Annotated in this window: 19 protein-coding genes; 11 read left to right on the top strand and 8 right to left on the bottom strand. The window is 69.1% G+C overall.

Features of this window, described 5'->3' with window-relative positions; genetic code table 11:
• Window positions 1-108: 108 nt before the first annotated feature.
• Complete coding sequence (locus WJ16_RS25480; RefSeq protein ID WP_069259810.1) at window positions 109-795, bottom strand: type 1 glutamine amidotransferase domain-containing protein; 687 nt, start codon at window positions 793-795, stop codon at window positions 109-111.
• A gap of 395 nt (window positions 796-1,190) precedes the next feature.
• The gene (locus tag WJ16_RS25475; RefSeq protein ID WP_069259809.1) at window positions 1,191-2,219 is read right to left on the bottom strand and encodes a substrate-binding domain-containing protein; all 1,029 of its coding nucleotides are present in this window, start codon (window positions 2,217-2,219) and stop codon (window positions 1,191-1,193) included.
• 173 nt (window positions 2,220-2,392) lie between these two features.
• Between WJ16_RS25475 and WJ16_RS25470 the strand changes: the two genes are divergently transcribed.
• Both WJ16_RS25470 and WJ16_RS25465 read left to right on the top strand, forming a co-directional pair.
• Complete coding sequence (locus tag WJ16_RS25470) at window positions 2,393-3,979, top strand: glycoside hydrolase family 68 protein (RefSeq protein WP_069259808.1); 1,587 nt, start codon at window positions 2,393-2,395, stop codon at window positions 3,977-3,979.
• Window positions 3,980-4,135: 156 nt separating this feature from the next.
• Complete coding sequence (locus tag WJ16_RS25465) at window positions 4,136-5,782, top strand: glycoside hydrolase family 32 protein (protein WP_069259807.1); 1,647 nt, start codon at window positions 4,136-4,138, stop codon at window positions 5,780-5,782.
• Window positions 5,783-5,873: 91 nt separating this feature from the next.
• Here WJ16_RS25465 and WJ16_RS25460 read toward each other — a convergent pair whose 3' ends face one another.
• Both WJ16_RS25460 and WJ16_RS25455 read right to left on the bottom strand, forming a co-directional pair.
• Window positions 5,874-6,623: an SDR family oxidoreductase gene (locus tag WJ16_RS25460; protein ID WP_069259806.1), complete on the bottom strand. Its 750-nt coding sequence runs from the start codon at window positions 6,621-6,623 to the stop codon at window positions 5,874-5,876.
• A gap of 146 nt (window positions 6,624-6,769) precedes the next feature.
• Window positions 6,770-7,687 carry a LysR family transcriptional regulator gene (locus WJ16_RS25455; protein WP_069259805.1) on the bottom strand — a complete coding sequence of 306 codons (918 nt, stop codon included), beginning with the start codon at window positions 7,685-7,687 and terminating at the stop codon, window positions 6,770-6,772.
• A gap of 223 nt (window positions 7,688-7,910) precedes the next feature.
• Here WJ16_RS25455 and pdxR point away from each other — a divergent pair, with 223 nt between their 5' ends.
• The 8 genes from pdxR to WJ16_RS25415 all read left to right on the top strand — a co-directional run bounded on the left by pdxR (window position 7,911) and on the right by WJ16_RS25415 (window position 15,927).
• Entirely contained in the window at window positions 7,911-9,395 is a 1,485-nt protein-coding gene (gene pdxR / locus WJ16_RS25450) for a MocR-like pyridoxine biosynthesis transcription factor PdxR (RefSeq protein ID WP_069259804.1), read from the top strand.
• 94 nt (window positions 9,396-9,489) lie between these two features.
• Window positions 9,490-9,927, top strand: a complete 438-nt coding sequence (locus WJ16_RS25445; RefSeq protein WP_069259803.1) for a carboxymuconolactone decarboxylase family protein — start codon at window positions 9,490-9,492, stop codon at window positions 9,925-9,927.
• Between the two features lie 10 nt (window positions 9,928-9,937).
• Window positions 9,938-10,360 carry a cupin domain-containing protein gene (locus WJ16_RS25440; protein ID WP_069259802.1) on the top strand — a complete coding sequence of 141 codons (423 nt, stop codon included), beginning with the start codon at window positions 9,938-9,940 and terminating at the stop codon, window positions 10,358-10,360.
• Window positions 10,361-10,625: 265 nt separating this feature from the next.
• Window positions 10,626-11,324, top strand: a complete 699-nt coding sequence (locus WJ16_RS25435) for a TetR/AcrR family transcriptional regulator (protein ID WP_069259801.1) — start codon at window positions 10,626-10,628, stop codon at window positions 11,322-11,324.
• Window positions 11,321-12,298, top strand: a complete 978-nt coding sequence (locus WJ16_RS25430; RefSeq protein ID WP_069259800.1) for an HlyD family secretion protein — start codon at window positions 11,321-11,323, stop codon at window positions 12,296-12,298. The genes WJ16_RS25435 and WJ16_RS25430 overlap by 4 nt, the downstream gene beginning before the upstream one ends.
• Entirely contained in the window at window positions 12,295-13,254 is a 960-nt protein-coding gene (locus tag WJ16_RS25425; RefSeq protein ID WP_069259799.1) for an ABC transporter ATP-binding protein, read from the top strand. Before WJ16_RS25430 ends, WJ16_RS25425 begins: the two co-directional genes overlap by 4 nt.
• On the top strand, window positions 13,251-14,405 hold the full coding sequence (locus WJ16_RS25420) for an ABC transporter permease (RefSeq protein WP_069259798.1): 1,155 nt from the start codon (window positions 13,251-13,253) through the stop codon (window positions 14,403-14,405). The genes WJ16_RS25425 and WJ16_RS25420 overlap by 4 nt, the downstream gene beginning before the upstream one ends.
• 10 nt (window positions 14,406-14,415) lie before the next feature.
• Window positions 14,416-15,927, top strand: a complete 1,512-nt coding sequence (locus WJ16_RS25415) for an efflux transporter outer membrane subunit (protein ID WP_069259797.1) — start codon at window positions 14,416-14,418, stop codon at window positions 15,925-15,927.
• A 208-nt stretch (window positions 15,928-16,135) separates the two neighbouring features.
• Here WJ16_RS25415 and WJ16_RS25410 read toward each other — a convergent pair whose 3' ends face one another.
• Together WJ16_RS25410 and WJ16_RS25405 are read right to left on the bottom strand one after the other, a co-directional pair.
• Complete coding sequence (locus WJ16_RS25410; protein ID WP_069259796.1) at window positions 16,136-17,350, bottom strand: porin; 1,215 nt, start codon at window positions 17,348-17,350, stop codon at window positions 16,136-16,138.
• Window positions 17,351-17,847: 497 nt separating this feature from the next.
• Complete coding sequence (locus WJ16_RS25405; RefSeq protein WP_069259795.1) at window positions 17,848-18,912, bottom strand: phytoene/squalene synthase family protein; 1,065 nt, start codon at window positions 18,910-18,912, stop codon at window positions 17,848-17,850.
• Between the two features lie 372 nt (window positions 18,913-19,284).
• On the opposite strand from WJ16_RS25405, the gene WJ16_RS25400 reads away from it, so the two are divergent.
• The gene (locus tag WJ16_RS25400; protein ID WP_069259794.1) at window positions 19,285-20,427 is read left to right on the top strand and encodes a glycerophosphodiester phosphodiesterase; all 1,143 of its coding nucleotides are present in this window, start codon (window positions 19,285-19,287) and stop codon (window positions 20,425-20,427) included.
• A 78-nt stretch (window positions 20,428-20,505) separates the two neighbouring features.
• Here WJ16_RS25400 and WJ16_RS25395 read toward each other — a convergent pair whose 3' ends face one another.
• A complete protein-coding gene (locus WJ16_RS25395) occupies window positions 20,506-22,134 on the bottom strand; it encodes a rhodanese-related sulfurtransferase (protein WP_069259793.1) in 1,629 nt (542 codons plus the stop codon).
• 90 nt (window positions 22,135-22,224) lie between these two features.
• The gene (locus WJ16_RS25390) at window positions 22,225-22,791 is read right to left on the bottom strand and encodes a cysteine dioxygenase family protein (protein WP_069259792.1); all 567 of its coding nucleotides are present in this window, start codon (window positions 22,789-22,791) and stop codon (window positions 22,225-22,227) included.
• Window positions 22,792-22,806 lie beyond the last annotated feature (15 nt).

Below are 22,806 nucleotides of genomic sequence, written 5' to 3'. Positions count from 1 at the left end.
AACCAGCCGTGCGGCATGCACGGCGAAACGATTCGGGCCGTCGCGGGTGCGCTTGCGCTGCCCCGCGACGGATAACGACGAGGCGCCGGCCCGGCCGGCGCCCTTGGCTCAACGGCGACCGAGCTGCGCGAGCAGCGCTTCGGCGGCGGGCTCCGACGACGCGGGGTTCTGCCCCGTGATCAGCAGCCCGTCGGTGACGACATGCGGCGCCCAGTCGGCGCTGCGCTCGAATTGCGCACCGTTGGTCTTCAGCATGTCCTCGACGAGGAACGGCACGACTTCCGTCAGTTCGACGGCCGCTTCCTCGCTGTTGGTGAAGCCCGTCACGCGCTTGCCGCGCACGACCGATTCACCGGTCTGCGAATGCTTCACGTGACGCAGCACGCCCGGCGCGTGGCACACGGCCGCGACCGGCTTGCCGGCTGCGAGTGCGCGCTCGATCAGGCCGATCGAATGCAGATCCTCCGCGAGATCCCACAGCGGGCCATGGCCGCCCGGGTAAAACACTGCGTCGTAGTCGTCCACGGACACGTCGGCCAGCTTGCGCGTCGACGCGAGTTCGGCCTTGGCCGCCGGATCGGCGTCGAAGCGGCGCGTCGCGTCGGTCTGGGCCGTCGGATCGCTGCTTTTCGGGTCGAGCGGCGGCTGGCCGCCCTTCGGCGATGCGAGCGTCAGCTCGACGCCCGCATCCTTGAACGTGTAGTACGGCGCGGCCAGTTCCTCGAGCCAGAAGCCGGTCTTCTTGCCGGTGTCGCCGAGCGTGTCGTGCGAGGTCAGGACAACCAGAATCTTCATGATCGGACACTCCTTCGAAAATGGGGGAACGGGTCGCGCGACCGGTATCGGCCGGCGCGGCGCGCCTGTCGGTTAGTCAGATACCGCGCGTCAACGTGCCGCTCGCGGGTCCAAAATACCGGACGATCCTATTAGACCAGTCGTCTAGGAATAATCCGAAAAAAACGACGGCGTCTCGTTGCACGCTCAGCATCGCAGCGCGATATGGCATTTTCGCGTCCGCGTTGCCCGAGCCGGAGGCGTCGTCGCATTCGTCAGGCCGGATGATATCCGCAGATTAGACCGGTCGTCTAGAGAACGGGCATTCATCCCTGCCCGCGTCATGGCCTTTTCGGCCGGGCGCGATCCGGCAACCTTCGCCACCGATCGCGCCCTGCCCGGATTCGTCGCGCCGGCTAACCGCGCAGCGGGCCGTCGGTATCGCCGGCTTCGATGACCGGCGCTTCGAGCCGATGCGCGCGTGTGCCGTCGTCCAGCCGCTTCAGCATCAACTCCGCGAGCGCGCGCCCCGACGCGTGCCCGGTCGGCTGCACGACCGCCGTCACGCGATGCGGATGCGCGAGGTCCGGCGGCACGCCGTCATAGACGATCAGCGACACGTCGTGCCCCAGGCGCAGTCCGCTGTCCACGAGCGCCCGAAACGCGCCGCTGCCCGCGATATTGTTGTCGACCAGCAGCGCCGTCGGCCGCTCGGCGCGGGCAAGCAGCGCCCGCGCGGCCTGCAACCCGCCGTCGTGCGTCAGCGGGCACTCGACGAGCAGCGCCGGATCCGGCTCGATACCGGCTTCGCGCAATGCCGACAGATAGCCTGCGCGACGCTGCGCGGCAAAATTCAGCGCGAGCGGCGCACTGATCATCGCGATGCGCCGATGCCCGAAACCGGTCAGCCGACGGACGGCACCGCGTGCCCCCGCCTCGTTGTCGAAATCGAACCACGCGTACGGCTCGGCGGCTTGCGTGCGGCCGTACGCGACGTACGGAAACGCGCTCGACTGCAGGTACGCAATGCGCGGATCGTCGACCAGCGTGCGCGCGACGATCAGCCCGTCGACGAGTTTGCCGTCGACCATTCGCCGATAGGTGTCCAGTTCCGCATTCGGTCGCGCGGACGCGATGATGAAGTCGAGATTGCGCTCGGCCAGCCGCTCGGTGATGCCCGCGACGACCTCGCCGAAACGCGGATCGCCGAGATCGCCCGCGCCGAACGGATAGACGATCCCGATCACGTCCGCCCGCCCGGTCGCGAGCCGGCGCGCGGTCGGGTCCGCGACATAGCCCATTTCCCTTGCAGCCTTCGCCACGCGTTCGCGCGTCGCCTCGCTGACGTCGTCGTAACCGTTCAACGCGCGGCTGACCGTCGTGCGCGACAGCCCGAGCGCATCCGACAGCGCCTTCAGATTCACCTTCACCGTCGCGCCTCGCATTCGCCGGTCCGCCCGGCCGCCGTGAATCGGGTAATTATTTCCATTGGGTAAGCATTACCGTCAAATAAATATCTTTTGCGTTCCAAACCGGTTTGAAATAGCATCCAAACCGGTTTGGACATCGATGCCACCTTCTGCCGTTCCCTTTCACCGTCAACTGAAACAACGTCGAGATGACATACTTTCCCTTTTGCCGCGCGACCGCGGCCAAACGTTTGCTGTTCGCTGGCGCGGCACTGGCCGCCTTCGCGTCCGCTTCGTCCGTCACGCACGCGCAGAGCGCCGGCGCCCCCGCGCCCACCCCGCATACGCAGCAGGCCTACGATCCCGAAGGCAACTTCACGATGCGCTGGACCCGCGCGGACATCCGCCAGATCGTCGCACAGTCGCATACGGCGGGCGCCGACCGGAACTCGCTGCCGCAAGCACTGACGATGCCGGACATCCCGCAGGATTTCCCGCTGATCAATTCGAACGTGTGGGTCTGGGATACCTGGCCGCTGGCCGACCTGCGCGCGAACCAGCTCAGCTACAAGGGCTGGGAAGTGATCTTCTCGCTCACCGCCGATCCGCATGCGGGCTACACGTTCGATGACCGCCACGTCCATGCGCGCATCGGCTTCTTCTACCGCCGCGCGGGCATCCCCGCATCGCAGCGCCCGGCGAACGGCGGCTGGACCTGGGGCGGCCACCTGTTCCCGGACGGCGCGAGCGTCAAGGTGTTCGGTACCTCGCCGATGACCAACAACGCCGAATGGTCGGGCTCCGCGCGCCTCACGCACGGCGACAACGTCAGCCTCTACTACACCGCGACGTCGTTCAACCGCTCGGCGCCCGGCGGGGCCGACATCACGCCGCCGCAGGCGATCATCACGCGCGCCGACGGCCACATCCACGCCGACGACAAGCACGTATGGTTCAGCGGTTTCGACGATCACAAGGCGCTGCTGCAGCCGGACGGCAACTACTACCAGACGGGCCAGCAGAACACCTACTTCTCGTTCCGCGATCCGTTCGTGTTCACCGATCCCGCGCACCCGGGCAAGACCTACATGGTGTTCGAAGGCAATACGGGCGGCCAGCGCGGCGCGCGCACCTGCACCGAGGCCGATCTCGGCTACGCGCCGAACGATCCGTACAAGGAAGATCTCAACGCGGTGATGAATTCGGGCGCAGTGTATCAAAAGGCCAATGTCGGCCTCGCGGTCGCGACGAACCCGCAGTTGACGGAATGGAAGTTCCTGCCGCCGATCCTGTCGGCGAACTGCGTCGACGACCAGACCGAGCGCCCGCAGATCTACCTGAAGGACGGCAAGTACTACCTGTTCACGATCAGCCACCGGACGACGATGGCCGCGGGCGTCGACGGGCCGGACGGCGTGTACGGCTTCGTCGGCAACGGCATCCGCAGCGACTTCCAGCCGCTGAACGGCGGCAGCGGCCTCGTGCTCGGCAACCCGACCGATTTCTCCGCACCGGCCGGCGCACCGTATTCGCAGGATCCGAACCAGAACCCGCGCGAATTCCAGTCGTATTCGCATTACGTGATGCCGGGCGGGCTCGTCGAATCGTTCATCGATGCGATCGGCGCGCGGCGCGGCGGCACGCTCGCGCCGACCGTGAAGGTCAACATCGCCGGCACGTCGACGGCGGTCGACCGCGCGTACGGGCGCGGCGGGCTCGGCGGTTACGGCGACATCCCGGCGAACCTGCCCGCGACGGGCGCCGGCCACAACGACGGCCCGGGCACCCGTCCGTAACGGCTGCAGCGGGCACCGCCCGCAAGCAGTGAGGCGGCGCACATCGCGCGTGTCGCGTGCGCGCCGCCGTTTTTCTTCCGCAGATCGCGCGTGCCGCCGTCGAAAGCGGCATGCGCCCTCCTTTCCCGCTTCGCACGACGAAGCACGGACCCCCGCATGACATCGACGTTCTTCCGCTTTTCCTTCCGGGTCGCCCGGCTGCTGCTCGCCGGTGCGGCGGGCGCGGCCTGCATGCACGCATCGGCCGCGACCTGCGCCGCATCGCCCGACAACGGCACGCCACAATGGCGCCCCGCGCTGCATTACACGCCGCAGCGCAACTGGATGAACGATCCGAACGGGCTCGTCTACGACAACGGCCGCTACCACCTGTTCTATCAGTACAATCCGGTCGGCAACGACTGGGGCAACATGTCCTGGGGCCACGCGACCAGCACCGATCTCGTGCACTGGCGCGAGCAGCCGGTCGCGATGCGCGCGAACGCCACGGAGGAAATCTTCTCCGGCTCGATCGTCGCCGACACGCACGACACGTCCGGCCTCGGGTCGCCCGGACGAACGCCGCTGGTCGCGCTCTACACGAGCGTCTACCAGGGCGGCTCGGGTCACGTGCCCGGCACGCAGGCGCAGTCGCTCGCCTACAGCGTCGACCACGGCGCGACGTGGCAGCCCTACGCGCACAACCCCGTGCTCACGCTCGACCCCGAATCGAAGCAGTTCCGCGACCCGAAGGTGTCGTGGTACGCGCCGGGACGCTACTGGCTGATGACGACGGTCGTCGCCGATGCGCACGTCGTGAAGCTCTATCGCTCCGACGACCTGATCCACTGGTCGTTCCTGAGCGACTTCACGTTACCGGACGTGCCGCATGCGGGCGCATTGTGGGAGATGCCCGACCTCGTGCCGCTGCCGCTCGACGGCGATGTTCGACGCATCAAGTGGGTGATGATCGTCAACGTGAATCCGTGGTCGATCGCGGGCGGCTCGGGTGCGATGTATTTCGTCGGCAGCTTCGACGGCCGCACATTCACGCCCGATCGCGTCGCGCCGGCCGGTTCCGATCCCGCCCGATTCCGCTGGGTCGATCACGGCGCCGACTTTTATGCCGCCGGCACGTTCTCGGGCGCGCCGGGCACACGGCCGGTCGCGATTGCGTGGATGAGCAACTGGGATTACGCGGCGAAGGTGCCGACGACGCCGTGGCGCGGCGCGACGACGCTGCCTCGCGAACTGGCGCTGAAGACGATCGACGGCGAACCGCAACTCGTCGTCACGCCGGCCGCCGCGTTCGACGCATGGGCGGACGGCCGGCCCGCCGTGCATGAAGGCGAGCTGGCGGTCGAGTCCGCCACGCGCGAGCTGGCGGCGGCGACTCGCGGTGTCGTGCAACGCATCACGGTGACGATCGCGCCGCAGCGCGCGGCGCGCGCGGGCCTGATCGTGCGGCGCTCGGCGGACGGCACGACCGGCACCCGGATCGTGTACGACACGGCGAAACGCACGCTGACGCTCGACCGCTCGCAGTCCGGCGAAACGAATTTCACCGGCACGTTCAGCCGCGAGCACATCGTCGACCTGCCGCTCGAACACGGGCAACTGCGGCTCGACATCGTCATCGATCGCGGGTCGGTCGAAGTGTTTGCGAACGGCGGTCGCGTCACGCTCACCGACCTGATCTTTCCGCCGCTCGACGCCGACCGCGTCGCCGTGTTCGCCGAGCACGGCCACGCGACGTTCTCGGGGCTCACGGTGACGCAACTCGAAGCCGGCGGCGACGCGCGTAGCGCCTGCCCGGCGCGGTAGTACGGTTCGAACGCGCGCCCCGTTCCGCATCGGACGGGGACCGTCCGCCCGGCGTTGCGCCGGCCGGGTGCGGCCCCGCCGATGGCACGGCTCAGAGCAATCCCATCCCGCCCGACGCGATGATCTCCGCGCCGACGATGAACGCGGACTCCGGCGCGCTCAGGTGCAGCACCGTCGACGCGATTTCATCCGGCGTGCCGAACCGGCCGATCGGCACGAGGCCCTTGATCTTCCCGGCCGTCTCGTCGAGCGTGGCCGCATCGAGTCCGAGCTTGCCGTACAGCGGCGTCTGAACCGGCCCGGGGCTCACGACGTTCACGCGCACACCGTGCGGCAGCAGCTCCGTCGACAGCGTCTTCGCGAACGAATTGACGGCCGCCTTGCTCGCCGCGTACACCGACGAGCCGGGCATTCCGATGTGCGCGTTGATCGAGCCGTTGATCACGATCGACGCGCCGCAGTTCAGCAGCGGCACCAGCGACTGGATCTGGAAATACGCGCCCTTCACGTTGGTGTCGAACACGAGATCCCACATGGCCTCGTCGCTGTCGGCGAACGGCGCGAGTTTCGCGACGCCGGCGTTGATGAACACCGCGTCGAGCCGCGCGCCCGCCGACGCGATCGCATCGGCCAGCGCGCGGGCCGACGCGACGCTGCCGGCCTCGTTGCGGATCGCGAGCGCGTCTGCGCCGAGCGTCTGCCGTGCGGCTTCCAGCGTCTGCGCGTCGCGCCCGGTGATGATGACCCGCGCGCCTTCGGCCGCGAATGCCCTGGCGGCCGCCAGGCCGATGCCGCTGTTGCCGCCCGTGACGAGGACCGTCTTTCCTTCGAAGCGTTGCATGATGTTCTCCTGTGAACCGGTGAGTTGACCGTGAACACAGGATGCGCGCGGCGCCCGGGATTGCCGTGCGACGGGCGGCGCGAACACGTTCGATATTTTCGAACATGTTCGGGCGGGACGATTTCGTCGCGCTGTTCCGCGCCGCGTCAGCCGGCCACGTCGATCCCGTCGAGCAGCCGCTGCGCAAGCCTCGGTTCGCGCAATTGCTCCACCCACCACTGCAGCGCGCGACCGTCGCGGTCGCCGTGCCACGCGACGTACAGCACGTTCGGTTCGCGCGGATCGGCCGTCTGCTTTTCGACGAGATCGCCGCGCGCCAGCAGCGACACCACGCGCCGGCGCGGCACCCAGCCGACGCCGAGTCCGTCGCGCTGCGCGAGGATCTTCGCGCGCATCGACGGCACCGCGAGCACGGCTTGCCCGCCGAGCAGTCCGTAGACGCGGCCGGCCGCGCGCCGCGACGAATCGGCGACGACGACCGCGCGATGCGCGCCGATCGCATCGCGCGTCAGTACGTCGCTCGCGGAAGCCAGCGGATGACGCGGCGACACCGCGAACACCCACTCCATCGCCCCCAGCTCGAACCATTTGAGGCCCGGAATCGCCGGCGGCTCGTTGGTCGCGCCGACGATCAGATCCGCGCGGCCGTCGCGCAGCGCTTCCCAGGTGCCGCCGAGCACTTCGTGCGTGAAACGCAGCGACACGCCCGAGTCGAGCGCGTCGAACGCACGGATCACCGGCAGCAGCGTGTCGAACTCCAGCACCTCGTCGCTGACGATCCACAGCCGGTCTTCCCAGCCGCTCGCGACCTGCCGCACGCGCTGCGTCAGCCGCGCGACGTCCAGCGCGAGGCGCGCCGCCTCGTCGGTCAGCAACTGTCCGGCCGCCGTGAGCTGCAACCGGTAGCCGCGCCGGTCGAACAGCAGCGCGTCGAAACGCGTTTCGAGCTGGCGCGCCGCGTGCGACACCGTCGACGGCGCCTTGCCGAGCCGCGCGGCCGCGCGCGACAGGCTGCCGGTGGCCCGGATCGCGTCGAGCAGCGCAAGTTCGTCGTCGGACAGCATGGGCTCGCTCCGGTGTGGGGGTGTCGTGGATCGTAAGACAGCGGCGGGCCGAGGTCCAATCGGGTGACGCGGGCGGTGGATGCCGATGATGCGATCGCCGGGCCGGCGTGGCCGATTTCGTGCGCCGCGGCGACCCGTGAAAGCACGCCGGCGCGCCACCGCCTCGGTCGGCTTCCGGTATGCTACTCGACACGAAATCAACGCAATCAAGGTAACCACTGCAATGGACATCGCGATCCGCATCGAAGGCCGTCGCGACCTGACCGGGCAAATCTTCCGGCAACTGCGCACCGCGATCGTCGACGGGCGGCTCGCCGGCGGCGCACGGCTGCCGTCGACGCGCGACCTCGCGAAACAGCTCGGCGTATCGCGCAAGACGACGCTCGACGCGTTCGAACGTCTGGTCGCCGAGGGCTACCTGAATACACGCGCGGGCGACGGCACGTTCGTCGCCGACGGCCTCGCGCGCGTGCCGCATGCCGCGGCGATGTCGGCGCCGTCGCTGGTCGACGCCACCCCGCGCGTCGACGCGGTCGATGCGCGCACGCTGTGGGACGACCTGCCCGACGCGCTCGCGATGCCCGCACTGCACGATTCGCCCGGGTTCGACTTCCGCGGCGGCGTGACCGACAAGGCGCTGTTCCCGTTCGACGCATGGCGGCGCTGCCTGCATCACGCGCTGCGCCAGCAGATGCGCGGCCCCGCGCGATACCACGACCCGGCCGGCGATCCGCAGCTGCGCGGCGCGATCGCGCGCTACGTCGCGTTCAGCCGCGCGGTCGCGTGCGGCTGGGACGACGTGCTCGTCACGCATGGCGCGCAACAGGCGCTCGACCTGATCGCGCGCGTCGTCGTGCGGCCCGGCGACGTGGTCGCGGTCGAGGACCCCGGCTACCCGCCCGCGCGCGCCGCATTCGCGTCGCTCGGCGCGACGGTGATCGGCGTGCCGGTCGATGCGCACGGCCTCGTCACCGAACGGCTGCCCGACGACGCGCGCCTCGTCTACGTCACGCCGTCGCATCAGTTCCCGCTCGGAATGCCGATGACGCTGGACCGGCGCGTCGCGCTGCTCGAATGGGCGCAGCGCCGCCGCGCGGTGATCATCGAGGACGACTACGACGGCGAATTCCGCTTCGAGGGCCGGCCGGTGGAATCGCTGAAGAGCCTCGACCGCACGGGCCTCGTCGCGTATGTCGGCACGTTCTCGAAGACGATCTTTCCCGAACTGCGGATCGGCTACGCGATTCCGCCGCGCGCACTGCGCGGCGCGCTGGCCAAGGCGAAGCAGATCGTCGACTGGCACACCTGCACGCTGACGCAGGCGGCGCTTGCGCGCTTCGTGCTCGAAGGCGATTTCGCGCGGCACCTGAAACGCGTGCAGAAGCACTACGACGCGCGCCGCAAGATGCTGATCGCGCATCTGCGCGGCGAACTCGCACCGTGGTTCGACGCGATCGTGCCGACCGCCGGCATCCACCTCGCCGCGTGGCTGAAGCCGGGGCTCGACGAAGCGGCGCTGGTCCGCGCGGCCCGTGCGCAGGACATCGGCCTGTACGGGATTTCGGCGTTCCACGTCGGCGTGCCGGTGCGGCCGGGGCTGCTGTTCGGCTATGGCGGAATCGACACGCTGCGCATCGACACGGCGCTCGCTGCGCTGGCCGGCCTGCTGGGTTCCGGCCCCGGCGGCGGCCCGGCACTGGTTACCTGAATTTTCCTGAAATTGGCCATTCAAGCAGACCAGCGTGCGTCCTAAAGTGGGTCCTGTCGCGCCACCGTGCGCTCCAACCGAAAGAGGACCTGCCATGCAACCGCGCCTGAACTTCTATGCCGCCAGCCCGAATGCGATCAAGGTGATGCGCAACGCCGAGGAATTCCTCGCGAAATGCACGATCGAGAAGCCGCTCGCCGAACTCGTGCGCCTGCGCGCGTCGCAGATCAACGGCTGCGCGTTCTGCGTCGACATGCACACGGCCGACGCGCGCAAGGGCGGCGAAACCGAGCGCCGCCTGGCCACCGTCGTCACGTGGCGCGAGACGCCGTTCTTCACCGAGCGCGAACGCGCGGCGCTGGAATGGACCGAGGCACTGACGCTGGTCGCCGGCAACCACGTGCCCGACACCGTGTGGGAAGCCGTGAAGCCGCACTTCACCGACGAGGAGCTGTTCGACCTGTCGATGCTGATCGCGACGATCAACTCGTGGAACCGCTTCGCGATCGCGTTCCGCAAGATGCCCGAGTGAGGGGACGACGATGACTCGCGCCACGCTCCGTCGCGCCGCCGTCGGCGCATGGCTCGCGGCCGGCGCCGCGCTGCTGCCGGGCACCGCCCGCGCGCACGACGCCGCCGACAACGTGCACACGATCATGCGGCAGGCCGTGCCCGAAGCGCCGGGCAAGCTCGCCGTCGTCGCGATCGTCGACTATGCGCCGGGGCAGGCTTCCGACGCGCACCGGCACCTCGGCTCGGTGTTCGCGGTCGTGTCGAAAGGCGAAGTGCTGTCGCAGGTGAACGACGGCCCGCTCCATTGCTACCGCATCGGCGAAGGCTGGTACGAAGCGCCGGGCTCGCGCCATCAGGTGTCGCGCAACGCGAGCGCGACCGAGCCCGCGCAGATCGTCGTGTTCGGGCTGACCGGCGCAAACGTGCCGCTCACGTCGCCGATCGATCAGTAACCTCACCGCGTTCCGGGGCGCGTGCCGTCGTCGACGCACGCGCCCTTGCGCTTGTCGACCGGGGTTCGCGCCGGTTCCACGCTGCCCCGCTCCCCGCCGGGTTCCCGCCGTTTCTCCATTAGCCGCTCCCTACACTCCGGCGCCGCGCCACGCCCCACCCCGTCACGGCCTGCGCCCGCCCCCGCTCGACGCGCGCCCGATCGCGGTCGATCCGGGCGAAAACCCTTCCTTGAAATTAACTAACTCATCAATTAGCGTCGATTTCATGAACGCGAAATCCACCGTCGCCAGGCCGCGCGGGCGCCGCCCGTCGGTCGACGATTTCGACCTGCGCGACCACATGCTCGACGTCGCGATGCAGTTGTTCGCCGAGCGCGGCATCGCCGCGACGACCGTCGCCCAGATCGCCGCCGCCGCCGGCGCCACGTCCGCGATGGTCCACTACTACTTCACGAATCGAGAGCAACTGCTCGACGCAATCGTCGAGGAGCGGCTCGCGCAGGTGATCGCGTTCGTGTGGCGGCCGACCGAGCCGCAGATCGAAAACGATCCGTTCGCGCTCGTCGCCGAACTCGTCGATCGCTTCTTCGACGTCACGCAGCGCATGCCGTGGCTGCCGTCGATCTGGCTGCGCGAGATCGTCCACGAAGGCGGGTTGCTCCGCGAGCGGATGCTGCGGCGTATTCCGCTCGAACACGTCGGGCGCTTCGCCGAACGCATTCGCGGCGCGCAGCAGGCCGGCACGCTGAACCCCGCGCTCGAACCGGCGTTCCTGTTCCATTCGATCATCGCGCTCGTGATGCTGCCGCTCGCGACCGCGAAGCTGTGGCAAAGCGCGCGCGGCCTGCCGCCGATCGACCGCGACGTGCTGCACCGGCATGTCCGCGCGCTGCTCGGTTCGGGCATGCAGCCGCCGGCCGCTGTGCGTCGCACGCGGGCACGTTCGCCGCGGAGGCCGTCGTGAACCCGCGCCGCCCGCTGTCGCTGTGGCCGCCGCTTGCGCTGGCCGCCGTCGCCGCGCTGCTCGCCGGCTGCCACCGGCCGACGAACGACGGCAGCACCTACCAGGGCTATGTCGAAGGCGAATTCGTGTACCTGTCGTCGTCGCAATCGGGCACGCTGACGCAGTTGTCGGTGGCGCGCGGCCAGACCGTCGCCGCCGGCGCGCCGGCCTTCTCGCTCGAGGCCGTCAGCGAAACCGCCGCGCTGTTGCAGGCACAGCACCAGCTCGCGGCCGCCCGCGCGCAGCTTGCCGACCTGCGGACGGGCAAGCGCCCGCCGGAAATCGCGGTCACGCAGGCGCAGCTCGCCCAGGCCACCGCGCAGGCCGCGCGAGCCGCCGCGCAACTGGAGCGCGACGAACGCCAGTACGCGGCCGGCGGCCTGTCGAAGCAGCAGCTCGACGATTCGCGCACGGCCGCGCAAACCACCGCCGCGCAGATGCGCGAACTGCAGCAACAGGTCGACGTCGCGCGCCTGCCGGGCCGCACACAGCAGGTCGCCGCGCAGGCCGCGCAGGTCGACGCCGCGCAGGCGGCCGTGGCCGAAGCGCAATGGAAACTCGACCAGAAGCGCGTCGCCGCGCCCGCCGCCGGGCGCGTGTACGACACGCTGTACCGCGTCGGCGAATGGGTGCAGGCCGGCAATCCGGTCGTGCAGATGCTGCCGCCGCAAAACCTGAAGGTGCGCTTCTTCGTGCCGGAGGCCGCCGTTACATCGCTCGCCCCGGGGCGCACGGTCGCGATCCGCTGCGACGGCTGTGCAGCCGACGTGCCCGCGCACATCACCTACGTGTCGAGCGAGGCCGAATACACGCCGCCGGTGATCTACAGCAACGAGAGCCGAAGCAAGCTCGTGTTCATGATCGAGGCGCGCCCCGCCGTCGCCGATGCGCCGAAGCTGCATCCGGGGCAGCCCGTCTCCGTGAGCGTGCGATGAACGCGCCGGCCGCCCCGTATGCGATCGACGTCGACCGCCTGAACAAGCGGTTCGGCGACAAGCACGTCGTGAAGGACGTGTCGCTGCGCGTCGCGCGCGGCGAGATCTTCGGCTTTCTCGGGCCGAACGGCAGCGGCAAGACCACGTCGATCCGGATGATGTGCGGGCTGCTCACGCCCGACTCGGGCAGCGGCACCTGCCTCGGCTACGACATCGTGCGCGACAGCGCGCAGATCAAGCGGCGCGTCGGCTACATGACGCAGCGCTTCTCGTACTGGGAAGACCTGTCGATCCGCGAGAACCTCGATTTCGTCGCGCGCGTGTACGGGATGCCCGACCGCAACGCGGCCGTCGCGCGCGCCCTCGACGGACTCGGCCTCGCGAGCCGCGCGGACCAGCTCACGGGCGCGCTGTCGGGCGGCTGGAAGCAGCGCCTCGCGCTGGCCGCGTGCATGCTGCACGAGCCCGAACTGCTGTTGCTCGACGAGCCGACCGCCGGCGTCGATCCGGCCGCGCGCCGCGACTTCTGGGAGGAATTGCACCGGCTGGCCGCGCAAGGGATCTCGGTGCTCGTCAGCACGCACTACATGGACGAGGCCGAGCGCTGCCACAAGCTCGCGTACATCGCATACGGCGAGCTGCTCGCGCAGGGCACGTCGGCCGAGATCGTCGCGTCGCAGGGGCTCGTGACCCGCGCGATCACCGGCGCGCATCTGAGCGACCTTTCCGCCCGGCTGCGCACGCTGCCCGGCGTCGAGCAGACGGTCGTGTTCGGCTCGGCGCTGCACGTGAGCGGCCGCGATCGCGCGCGGCTCGACGCGACGCTCGCGCAGCTCGCCGCGCACGCCGACGGGCGTGGCGAGCTGCAGATCGCGCCGATCGACACCGGTCTCGAAGACGTCTTCATCTACATGATGGGCCGCGCGTCCGCGCCGCCCGGCGGAGCGTCGTCATGAACGCGCGGACGCGCCTGCGCGACACGTTCTCGGTCGCGCGCTGGTGGAGCATCGTGCTGAAGGAATTCCTGCAGTTGCGGCGCGACCGCGTGACGTTCGCGATGATCGTCGGCGTGCCGATCATCCAGCTCGCGCTGTTCGGCTTCGCGATCAACACCGATCCGAAGCATCTGCCGACCGCGGTGATCGTCGCCGATTCGAGCCCGTTCGCGCGCAGCTTCATCGCCGCGATGCGCAATTCCGCGTACTTCGACATCGTCCAGACGCTGCCCGACGAAGCGGCCGGCCGGCATGCGCTCGCACGCGGCGACGTGCAGTTCGTGCTGAACGTGCCGGCCGATTTCTCGCGGCGGCTGCTGCGCGGCGAGCGTCCGTCGCTGCTCGTCGAGGCGGACGCGACCGATCCTGTCGCGACCGCATCCGCGATCGGCGCGCTGCCGGGCCTCGTGCAGCCCGTCGCGGACAAGGACCTGACCGGGCCGCTCGCGCACCTGAACGGTCGCCCGGCCGCGTTCGACGTCGTGCTGCACCGGCTCTACAACCCCGAGGGCATCACGCAGTACAACGTCGTGCCGGGCCTGATGGGCGTGATCCTGACGATGACGATGGTGATGATGACGGGCCTCGCGATCACGCGCGAACGCGAGCGCGGCACGATGGAGAACCTGCTCGCGACGCCCGTGCGGCCGCTCGAGGTGATGACGGGCAAGATCGTCCCGTATGTGTTCATCGGGCTGATCCAGGTATCGATCATTCTCGCGGCCGCGCGGTTCGTGTTTCACGTGCCGTTCGTCGGCGGCGTGTTCGCGATCTATCTGTCCGCGCTACTGTTCATCGCCGCGAACCTGACGGTCGGCATCACGCTGTCGTCGCTCGCGCAGAACCAGTTGCAGGCGATGCAGCTCGCGGTGTTCTACTTCCTGCCGAACATCCTGCTGTCGGGCTTCATGTTCCCGTTCGCCGGGATGCCGAAGTGGGCGCAGCTCATCGGCAACCTGCTGCCGCTCACGTACTTCAACCGGCTCGTGCGCGGCATCCTGCTGAAAGGCAACGGCTGGAGCGACCTGTGGCCGTCGGTGTGGCCGGTCGCGCTGTTCACCGTCGTCGTGATGGGCATCGCGCTGCGCTTCTACCGGCGCACGCTCGATTAGGGGCCGTGCGATGAAACCCGCTTCACGTCTCCGCGCCCACGCCGCCCACCGCTGCACGCTGGCCGCCGCCGCGCTGCTCGTCGCCGGATGCGCGGTCGGGCCGGATTTCCGCGCGCCCGATGCGCCTGCCGCGCAGCACTACACGCACGGCGAGCCGCCCGCGACGACGGCCGCCGCTGCCGGGCCGGCCGGCGACGCGCAGACGTTCGCAGCGGCCGAGCACACGCCGCGACGCTGGTGGACGCAGTTCGGCGCCGAACCACTGAACCGGCTCGTCGACATCGCGTGGCGCAACAGCCCGACGCTTGCCGCCGCCCGCGCGCGGCTCGACGAAGCGCGGCAGAACCATGCGGCCGAAACCGGAGCGACGATGTTGCCGAAAGTCGACGCGAGCCTGTCCGCCACGCGCGAGCAAGTCGATACGACCGCGTTCGGGCTGCCGGCCAGCGTGCCCAGCCCGGGGCCGTTCACGCTGTACGACGCGTCGGTGAGCGTGTCGTACGTGCTCGACGTGTTCGGCCGCAACCGGCGTGCGCTCGAAGCGCTGCGCGCGCAGGTCGACTACCAGGCGTACATGCTCGACGCGGCGCGCCTGACGCTCGCGGGCAACGTCGTCGCGACCGCGATCCTGCGTGCATCGCTTGCGCAACAGGTCGCGCTCACGCAGCAACTGATCGACGCGCAGACGAAACAGTTGCGCATCGTCGAAGCGCGCTTCGCGGCGGGTGGCGTATCGCAAGCCGACGTGCATGCGCAACGCGCACTGCTCGCGCAGACGCAGGCGTCGCTGCCGCCGCTCGCGGCCCGTCTCGCGCAGTCGGGCCACCGGCTCGCGATCCTGCTCGGCGCGCCGCCCGCCGACACGATGCTGCCCGACCTCACGCTCGATGCGCTCGCGCTGCCGCGCACGCTGCCCGTTGCGCTGCCGTCGACGCTCGCACGCGAACGCCCCGACATCCGCGCCGCCGAAGCCGTGCTGCACCAGGCGAGCGCGAACGTCGGCGTGGCCACCGCGAACCTGTATCCGCGCTTGTCGATATCGGCGGGGATCGGCTCGGAGCGCACGCGCATCGCGGATCTCGTGAGCGGGCTCAATGTGTGGAACGTCGGCCTTGGCCTGACGCAACCGCTCTTTCACGGCGGCGAGCTGCGCGCGAAGAAACGTGCGGCCGAAGCGGCATACGACGCCGCGTTCGCGAGTTACCGGGAAACCGTGCTGGAAGCGCTGCAGCAGGTGGCCGACGCGATGCGTGCGGTCGAGCACGACGCGGTTGAACTGCAGGCGCGAGACACGGCCGCGCAGGAAGCAGCGGCCAGCAACCGGATTGCCGGTGAGCGCTATGCGGCGGGCGGGATCAGCACGCTCGACCTGCTCGACGCGCAGCGGCAGACGCTGCAGACGGCGCTCGACCGGACGCGCGCGCAAGCGGACCGCCTCGCCGATACGGCGGCGCTGTTTCAGGCGCTGGCGGGAAGCTGGACGGATGACGATGCTGCGGAGTCGACGACCGGACGACACTAGCGCGGGCCGGACACTGCCGGCCTACACGCGATGCATCGTATGAACGGCGCACGTATCGGGTTCGGCCGCCATCGCGGCCCGCTTCCATTCGATACCCGCCGATGACCGAACCCGCGATACGTGCAACGCGTCACGCAAATAAAAAACCGGCCCGAAGGCCGGTTTCTCATACCGCATGCCGCAAGCGGCGCTCGCGCGCCGCGCGACATCAGAAGCGGTGGATCAGGCCGACGCCGACGCCGATCTGGTTCTGCTTCGAACCCGCGCCCACGCCGTCGCCGATCGACGTCGTTGCAGCGATGATCTTGCCGGCGTTGAGCGTGTTGCCGCTCGAGTGCTGGTAAGCCTCAACCGCGTACAGTCCCGTGCGCTTCGACAGGCTGTAGTACTGCGACAGCGTGACCTGGTGGTACTTGGCCGAGCTGGTGATGCCGTTCGACTGCGTTGCCGCCGTGTACGAGTAACCTGCCGCGAAGTCCCACTGGGCAGCCGCCTTCCAGTGCAGCACGGCGCCTGCCGTGTTGAAGATTGCGGTGTTGCGGAACGACGAGCCGACGCCCGGCGTGTACTGGACGTTCGAGTACGACGCCGAAATGTCCCATGCCGGCGTGAACTGGTAGCCCGCCGTCACGGCGATACGCTGCTGCGATTGCGCGGTGGCATAGCCGTTGTTGATCGACGACACGGCCGGCTGGTTGCCGTCGCCCGATGCCGTCAGGCCGTTCTGGACCGTCGAGTTCGCGCCCCACACGCCGCCGCCGAGCGTCGAGTTGTTGACCTTCTGGTAGCCGACCGCGATGCCTGCCGGGCCGTTCAGGTACTGGATCGCCGCGCTCCACGTCGAGCCGCGGTTCGTCGCGCCTGCGACGCCGCCGAACGAGTACGAACCGCCGACCGTGAAGCCGTAGAACTTCGGCGACATGTAGACGAGCGAGTTGTTCGCGCGGTAGCTGGTATCCAGCGAGTCGATATCGCCCGGGTGCGCGCCGTAGTAGCCGGTCAGCCAGGTCGTCGGGCTGTACGGCGACAGCAGCGTGTAGTACGCGGTGTACTGGCGGCCGGCCGTCAGCGTACCGTACGTGCTGTTGGTCAGGCCCACCCACGCCTGACGCGTGAAGATGCCGTTGGTCCACTGCGACGAGCCGTTAGCCGTGTTGACGCCGGCTTCCAACTGGAAAATCGCCTTCGTGCCGCCGCCGAGATCTTCGCTGCCCTTCAGGCCGAAGCGGCTGCCTGCCCACACGCCGGTGGACATCTGCACCTTCGAGTGACCGCCCGACGTTGCACCGACTGCCGACGAGTTGTTCTGGTAAGCCAGACCGTTATCGACGATCCCGTACAGGGTCACGCTGCTCTGGGCGTGGGCGGCGGTAGCGGCTGCAAGGCCCACTGCCGTCATGGCGAAAGCGACGCGCTTTTTCATTGATTCTCCGTCCTCAAAGAATGATTTCTTTTCTGGTGTGGTTTTATGACTGACACATGTGCGAGTACATGCCGACGCGATTCTGACGGATTACCGATTATTTCCCAACATGTGCAGTCGGTCATCGTATGATCGACGCAACGCGCGGGTTCACCAAACGGTTACATGACAGCCGAAAACGCTTACGCGGCGGGCCTCTCCGGCATTTCACGGTGAAAACCCTAGCTTTACATTTTTACGGGTGCGACGCGACCGTCGGATGTCGTCAGATGCCTTCGGCGAAATACATCTTACAAATGCGCGACCGCGACCGACGCCGCGATTCACGCCGCCGCGAAGGATCGCTGACGTTCATGACACCCACGTTTCGCGACACGAAATAATGAAAACGTTTTTAGCCGCGGCGCGGGGAGCGACGACCGGCAGGAGAACAGCCCGGCGAATGCGGGCCGACGGGCGATGCAGGCGCCTGTCGTGCCTGCATCGTTCAGTCCGACTCAGCGCGCGGCCGGCTGCACGAGATGCGCACTCACCGCATCGGCGAGCGCGGTCAGGCGTGCGCGAATCGCGGCGTTCGAGCCGACCAGCGCGAGCGACGACGCCATGATCCGGTAGACGCGCTTTCTCGGCACCTTGACCGGCTTCGCCGGATCGAGCCACGCCGCGTTGCCGGCCAGCAGCTCGAGCGTTTCGAGGCCGATCATGATTGGCCACAGGCACGCGAGCCGCAGCCGCACGAAGCGGCGCGGGATCGCGAGCGTGTACAGGCACGCGTCGCGATACTGGTCGAGCGTCACGCGCAGCAGGTCGACGAGCACGCCGCGCGCACGCGCCGACGCATCGGGCGCCGTCAGGTCGGCAACATCGAGCCCGTGCGCGCGCAGCACGTCGTCGGGCAGATAGCAGCGGCCGATGCGCAGATCCTTCCCGCAGTCGCGCAGGATGTTGGTCATCTGCAGCGCCTTGCCGAAACGAATGCCCTTCTCGCACATGTCCGCGAGGTTCCAGCTGCGCGCGGCCCGCGTGTGCATGCCCGTCATGTCGGTCCAGAACTCGCCCACGCAGCCCGCGACGAGATACGTGTAGCGGTCGAGCTCGTCGCGCGTCGGCAGCGACGCGACTCGCCCCGACTGCTCGTCGGGGAACGTGCGCAGGTCGAACACCATCCCCGCCGTCAGCGTCGAGACGACCTTGCGGATCGACGCGCGGTCGGCATCCGGCTGCGTGCGCAGCAGCGCGAGCATCGGCTCCACCGAGCCGAGCAGCACGTGTTCGTGCGAGTCGGTCTGCATCCGCGTCACGTCCTCGAGCGCACGCGACAGCGCGGCGCCGTCGCCGAGCCGCTCGACCTCGTCGCGCAGGTCGGTCAGCAGCGCCGCCCGCCGGTCGGGCGCGACGAGCGCGGTGTCGGCGATCGTGTCGGCCGCACGCGCGAGCAGGTACGCGAGGCCGACCGGGTCGCGCATGCCGTCGGGCAGCACGCGCAGCGTCAGGTAGAAGGAGCGGGAAACGTTCTTCAGCAGATCGCCGAGCAGGAAAGCGGAATCGGTTCGAGTCGTCATGGGTCGGGAAAAATCGGCCGGCGCGGGCCCCGGGCACACACGGGCGCCGGGCGCCCGCGCCGGCCCGCGAGTCGCCGCATCGTCGCGCCGGACGGGCGTCGGCCCCGGCGCGGCGATGCAAAATTCCCGCAAGTTTAGTGCATCCGGCGCGCGGCCTCCCCGAGACGGCCGGAATGCGTCGCCGGCAGGCCGCCGTCGATCACGCCGCCGCCGGCATCGCGCCCTGAAATCAGACAACGGAAAGGCCGAAGTAATACATATGTAATTATTCGGTGCGACGATCGCGTCCCGTTCGACTCCACGCGACACGGCACGACAGCCGCCCGTCCGAGCGAGCCCCCTTTCCGACTTCCGTTTCGAAGGTTCACCGACATGCTCTTCAAGCGCCCGACCTCCCTGCGCTACGTGCCGTTCGCCTGTGCGGCCGCGTTCCTGCTCGCCGCATGCGGCGGCGACGACGTCGCGTCCGATCCCACCCAGCCGATTTCCGCGAAGGTCCAGGTGGTCGGCCATCGCGGCGCGAGCGCGCTGCGCCCCGAACACACGCTCGCGTCGTACCGCAAGGCGATCGAGGACGGCGCGGACGTGATCGAGCCCGACCTCGTGTCGACCCGCGACGGCGTGCTCGTCGCGCGGCACGAGAACGAGATCTCGGGCACGACGAACGTATCGACGCTGCCGCAGTTCGCGAGCCGCAAGGCGACGAAGACGATCGACGGCGCGGAACTGACCGGCTGGTTCACCGAGGATTTCACGCTGGCGGAACTGAAGACGCTGCGCGCCCGCGAGCGCATTCCGCAGGTGCGCCCCGCGAACACCGCGTACAACGACCAGTTCGAGATCCCGACGTTCGACGAGATCGTCGCGCTCGCGAAGCAGATGTCCGCGCAGACCGGCCGCACGATTCACCTGTATCCGGAAACCAAGCATCCGACCTACTTCCAGTCGATCGGGCTGCCGCTCGAGGACCGTCTCGTCGACGCGCTGCTGAAGGATCCGTACACGGCGCGCACCGCGACCGTCTATATCCAGTCGTTCGAGGTCGCGAACCTGAAGACGATCCGCAACCGGATCAAGTCGAGCCAGCCGAACTGGAAGCTCGTGCAGCTGATGGACGAAGCCGGCCAGCGCCCGTACGACTTCGTGAAGGCGAACGACAAGCGCACCTACGGCGACCTGTCGACGCGCGACGGCATGCGCGAGATCGCGACCTATGCGAACGGCGTCGGCCCGTACAAGACGTCGATCATCGCGGTCGCCGCGGACGGCACGCTGCAACAGCCGACGCCGTACGTGCGCTACGCGCACGAAGCCGGCCTCGTCGTGCATCCGTACACGTTCCGCCCGGAGAACAACTTCCTGCCCGCGTCGCTGAAGGACGGCGGCACGCCGGCCACGCGCAACACGGCCGGCTCGGTGCGCGAGATCCAGGCGTACCTGCGCGCGGGCATCGACGGCTTCTTCACCGACGATCCGGCCGTCGGCCGCGCGGCCGTCGATACGTTCAAGCGCTGACACGCGCGCAACCTGCCCGACGTGCGGCAACGGGGCGCGGCACACGCCGTGCCGTCGCGCCCCGCTGCACCGCACTGGTCAAATCACGTTGAAGTGATGCGTGCCGTCCCGCTTCAACTGATCGACCAGCCCGTACTCCCAGTCGAGATACGCCTGCATCGCGGCCGCCGCGTTGTCGGTGCCTTCGTACGGGCGCCGGTAGCGATCGACGCGCGGTGACGCGAGGCGCGTCTCGCCGCTTTCGAGCGGCAGTCCGGCGTCGATCCAGGCGGCCGTGCCGCCGGTCAGCACCACGATGTCGGCCGACGCCGGCAGCAGCGCACGCGCGTCGTCCGCCGCGAACCGCGCGAGCAGGCTCGATCCGCACGTGAACACATAGCGCTTCGCGGGCGGGATCGCGGCAAGGGCTTCGCGCAACTGCGCGCGCACCGCGAACCATGCGCCCGGGATATGGCGCTTCACATAGTTCGCGCTGGCCGTCACGTCGACGACCGCCAGCTCGCCGGGCGCGGCCTCCTTCAGCCAGCCCGCGAGCGTCACGGGCGAGACGTCCGTTACGGCCGGCGCGGCCGGCACGTCGCGCGGCGGCTGGCCGCGCTCGACGCAGCGGGCCGTGCCGCCTTCCGGTTCGACGACGCGCACGTCCCAGCCCATCTGCGCGAGCCACGATGCGGTCATGTCGGCGCGCACGCCGTCGTCGTCGGCGAGCACGATCCGCGCGCCGCGCACGGCCGCGTGATGATCGGTCTCCTGCACGAGCTGGCCGCCCGGCGTGCTCAGGAAGCCCGGCAGATGGCCGGCTTCGTATTCCTCCGGCGTGCGCACGTCGAAGCGGTACAGCGTGCGGCCCGGTTCGGCGAGCGCGTCGACGTCGGCGAGTGCGATGCGGGGCACGCCCGCGCGTTCGGCCACCGCGCGCGCCGCCTTGCGGGCGTCGGCGCGCTGCGTTGCGTCGATGGCGTCCGGGAAGCGCCGCGCGGCGCCGCGCTCGAGCGTCTGGCCCGCGAGCGTCCAGCCGATCGTGCCGTTGCGCAGCGCGGCGACCGGATTCGGCAGCCCCGCGTTGACGAGCGACTGCGTGCCGATGATGCTGCGCGTGCGGCCCGCGCAGTTGACGATCACCCGGGTCGCCGGGTTCGGCGCGAGCGCGCGCACGCGCAGCACGAGTTCCGCGCCCGGCACGCTCGTCGAGGTCGGAATGTTCATCGTCTGGTATTCGTCGAAACGGCGCGCGTCGACGATCACGACATCCGCCTTCGCGTCGATCAGCGCCTGCACCTCCTGCGCGGACAGCGACGGCGTGTGCCGCTCGGCCTCGACCCATTCGCCGAACGACTTGCTCGGCACGTTCACGTCGATGAACAGTTCGCCGCCCGCGGCGACCCAGCCCGCGAGGCCGCCGTCGAGCAGCCGCACGTCGGTATAGCCGAGCTGCGCGAGCTTCGCGGCCGCGCGCGGCGCGAGATCCTCGCCGCCCGCTTCGCCGAACACGACGATCGGCGTGTCGCGGCGCGGAATCCGCGTCCACGCGTCGAGTTCGAGTTTCGACAGCGGGAAGTTCGCGGCCCACAGCGGATGGCCCTGCGCGTACGGATCTTCCTCGCGTACGTCGATCAGCGCGAGCTCGTCGCGGGCAAGCAGGCGGGCGCGCACGTCCTGGTACGACGCGACGGGAAAGCGGGAGGTGGAGTCGGCGGATTGCGTCACGATGTTTCTGTCTCGAATGCGTTGAAGTCTGTGAAGAAAGCGATAAAGGATGAGTCAGGGGCCTGCCGGCGCGGGCCGGCCGGCGCTGCATCAGGCGTTCGAATAGCCGGACACGAACGGCTTCACGGTCCCGTCGTCCAGGTACACCGCGCGCTCGACCTTGCCGATGTTCGCGCCGTAAACGTGGATGCTGATCGATACCTGGTCGGCGAACGCGTTGGTCACGCGATGGACGTCGCCGATGCGCGGCGACACGGCTTCGATTTCGCCCGGCCGCAGCCGCACGGCTTCGCCGGACGCCACCGGCCGGCCCGCCGCGTCGAACCGGTACGGCTGCGAGAATTCGCCGCCGCGCAGCATCCCGATCAGCCCCCACACCGTGTGGTTGTGGATCGGCGTCGTCTGGCCGGGCCCCCACACGAAGCTGACGACCGAGAACCGCTCGTCCGGGTCGAGATGCAGCAGGTACTGCCGATAGCGCGCGGGGTCGGGCTGCGCGAACGCGTCGGGCAACCAGTCGTCGTGTTCGACGAGCGCGGCGAGCAGCGCGCCGCCTTCGTCGAGGATGCGCGCCTCGTCCGCGCCGGACGCGAGCAGCGCGCCGAGACCGTCGACGAACGGACGCAGCGGCGTCCGATGCAACGAAAGCGTACTCATCGGCTGACTCCTCGA

The sequence above is a fragment of the Burkholderia metallica genome, from assembly GCF_001718555.1.
Taxonomy (GTDB): Bacteria; Pseudomonadota; Gammaproteobacteria; order Burkholderiales; family Burkholderiaceae; genus Burkholderia; species Burkholderia metallica.
This window is presented reverse-complemented; position numbering and strand designations above follow the sequence as displayed.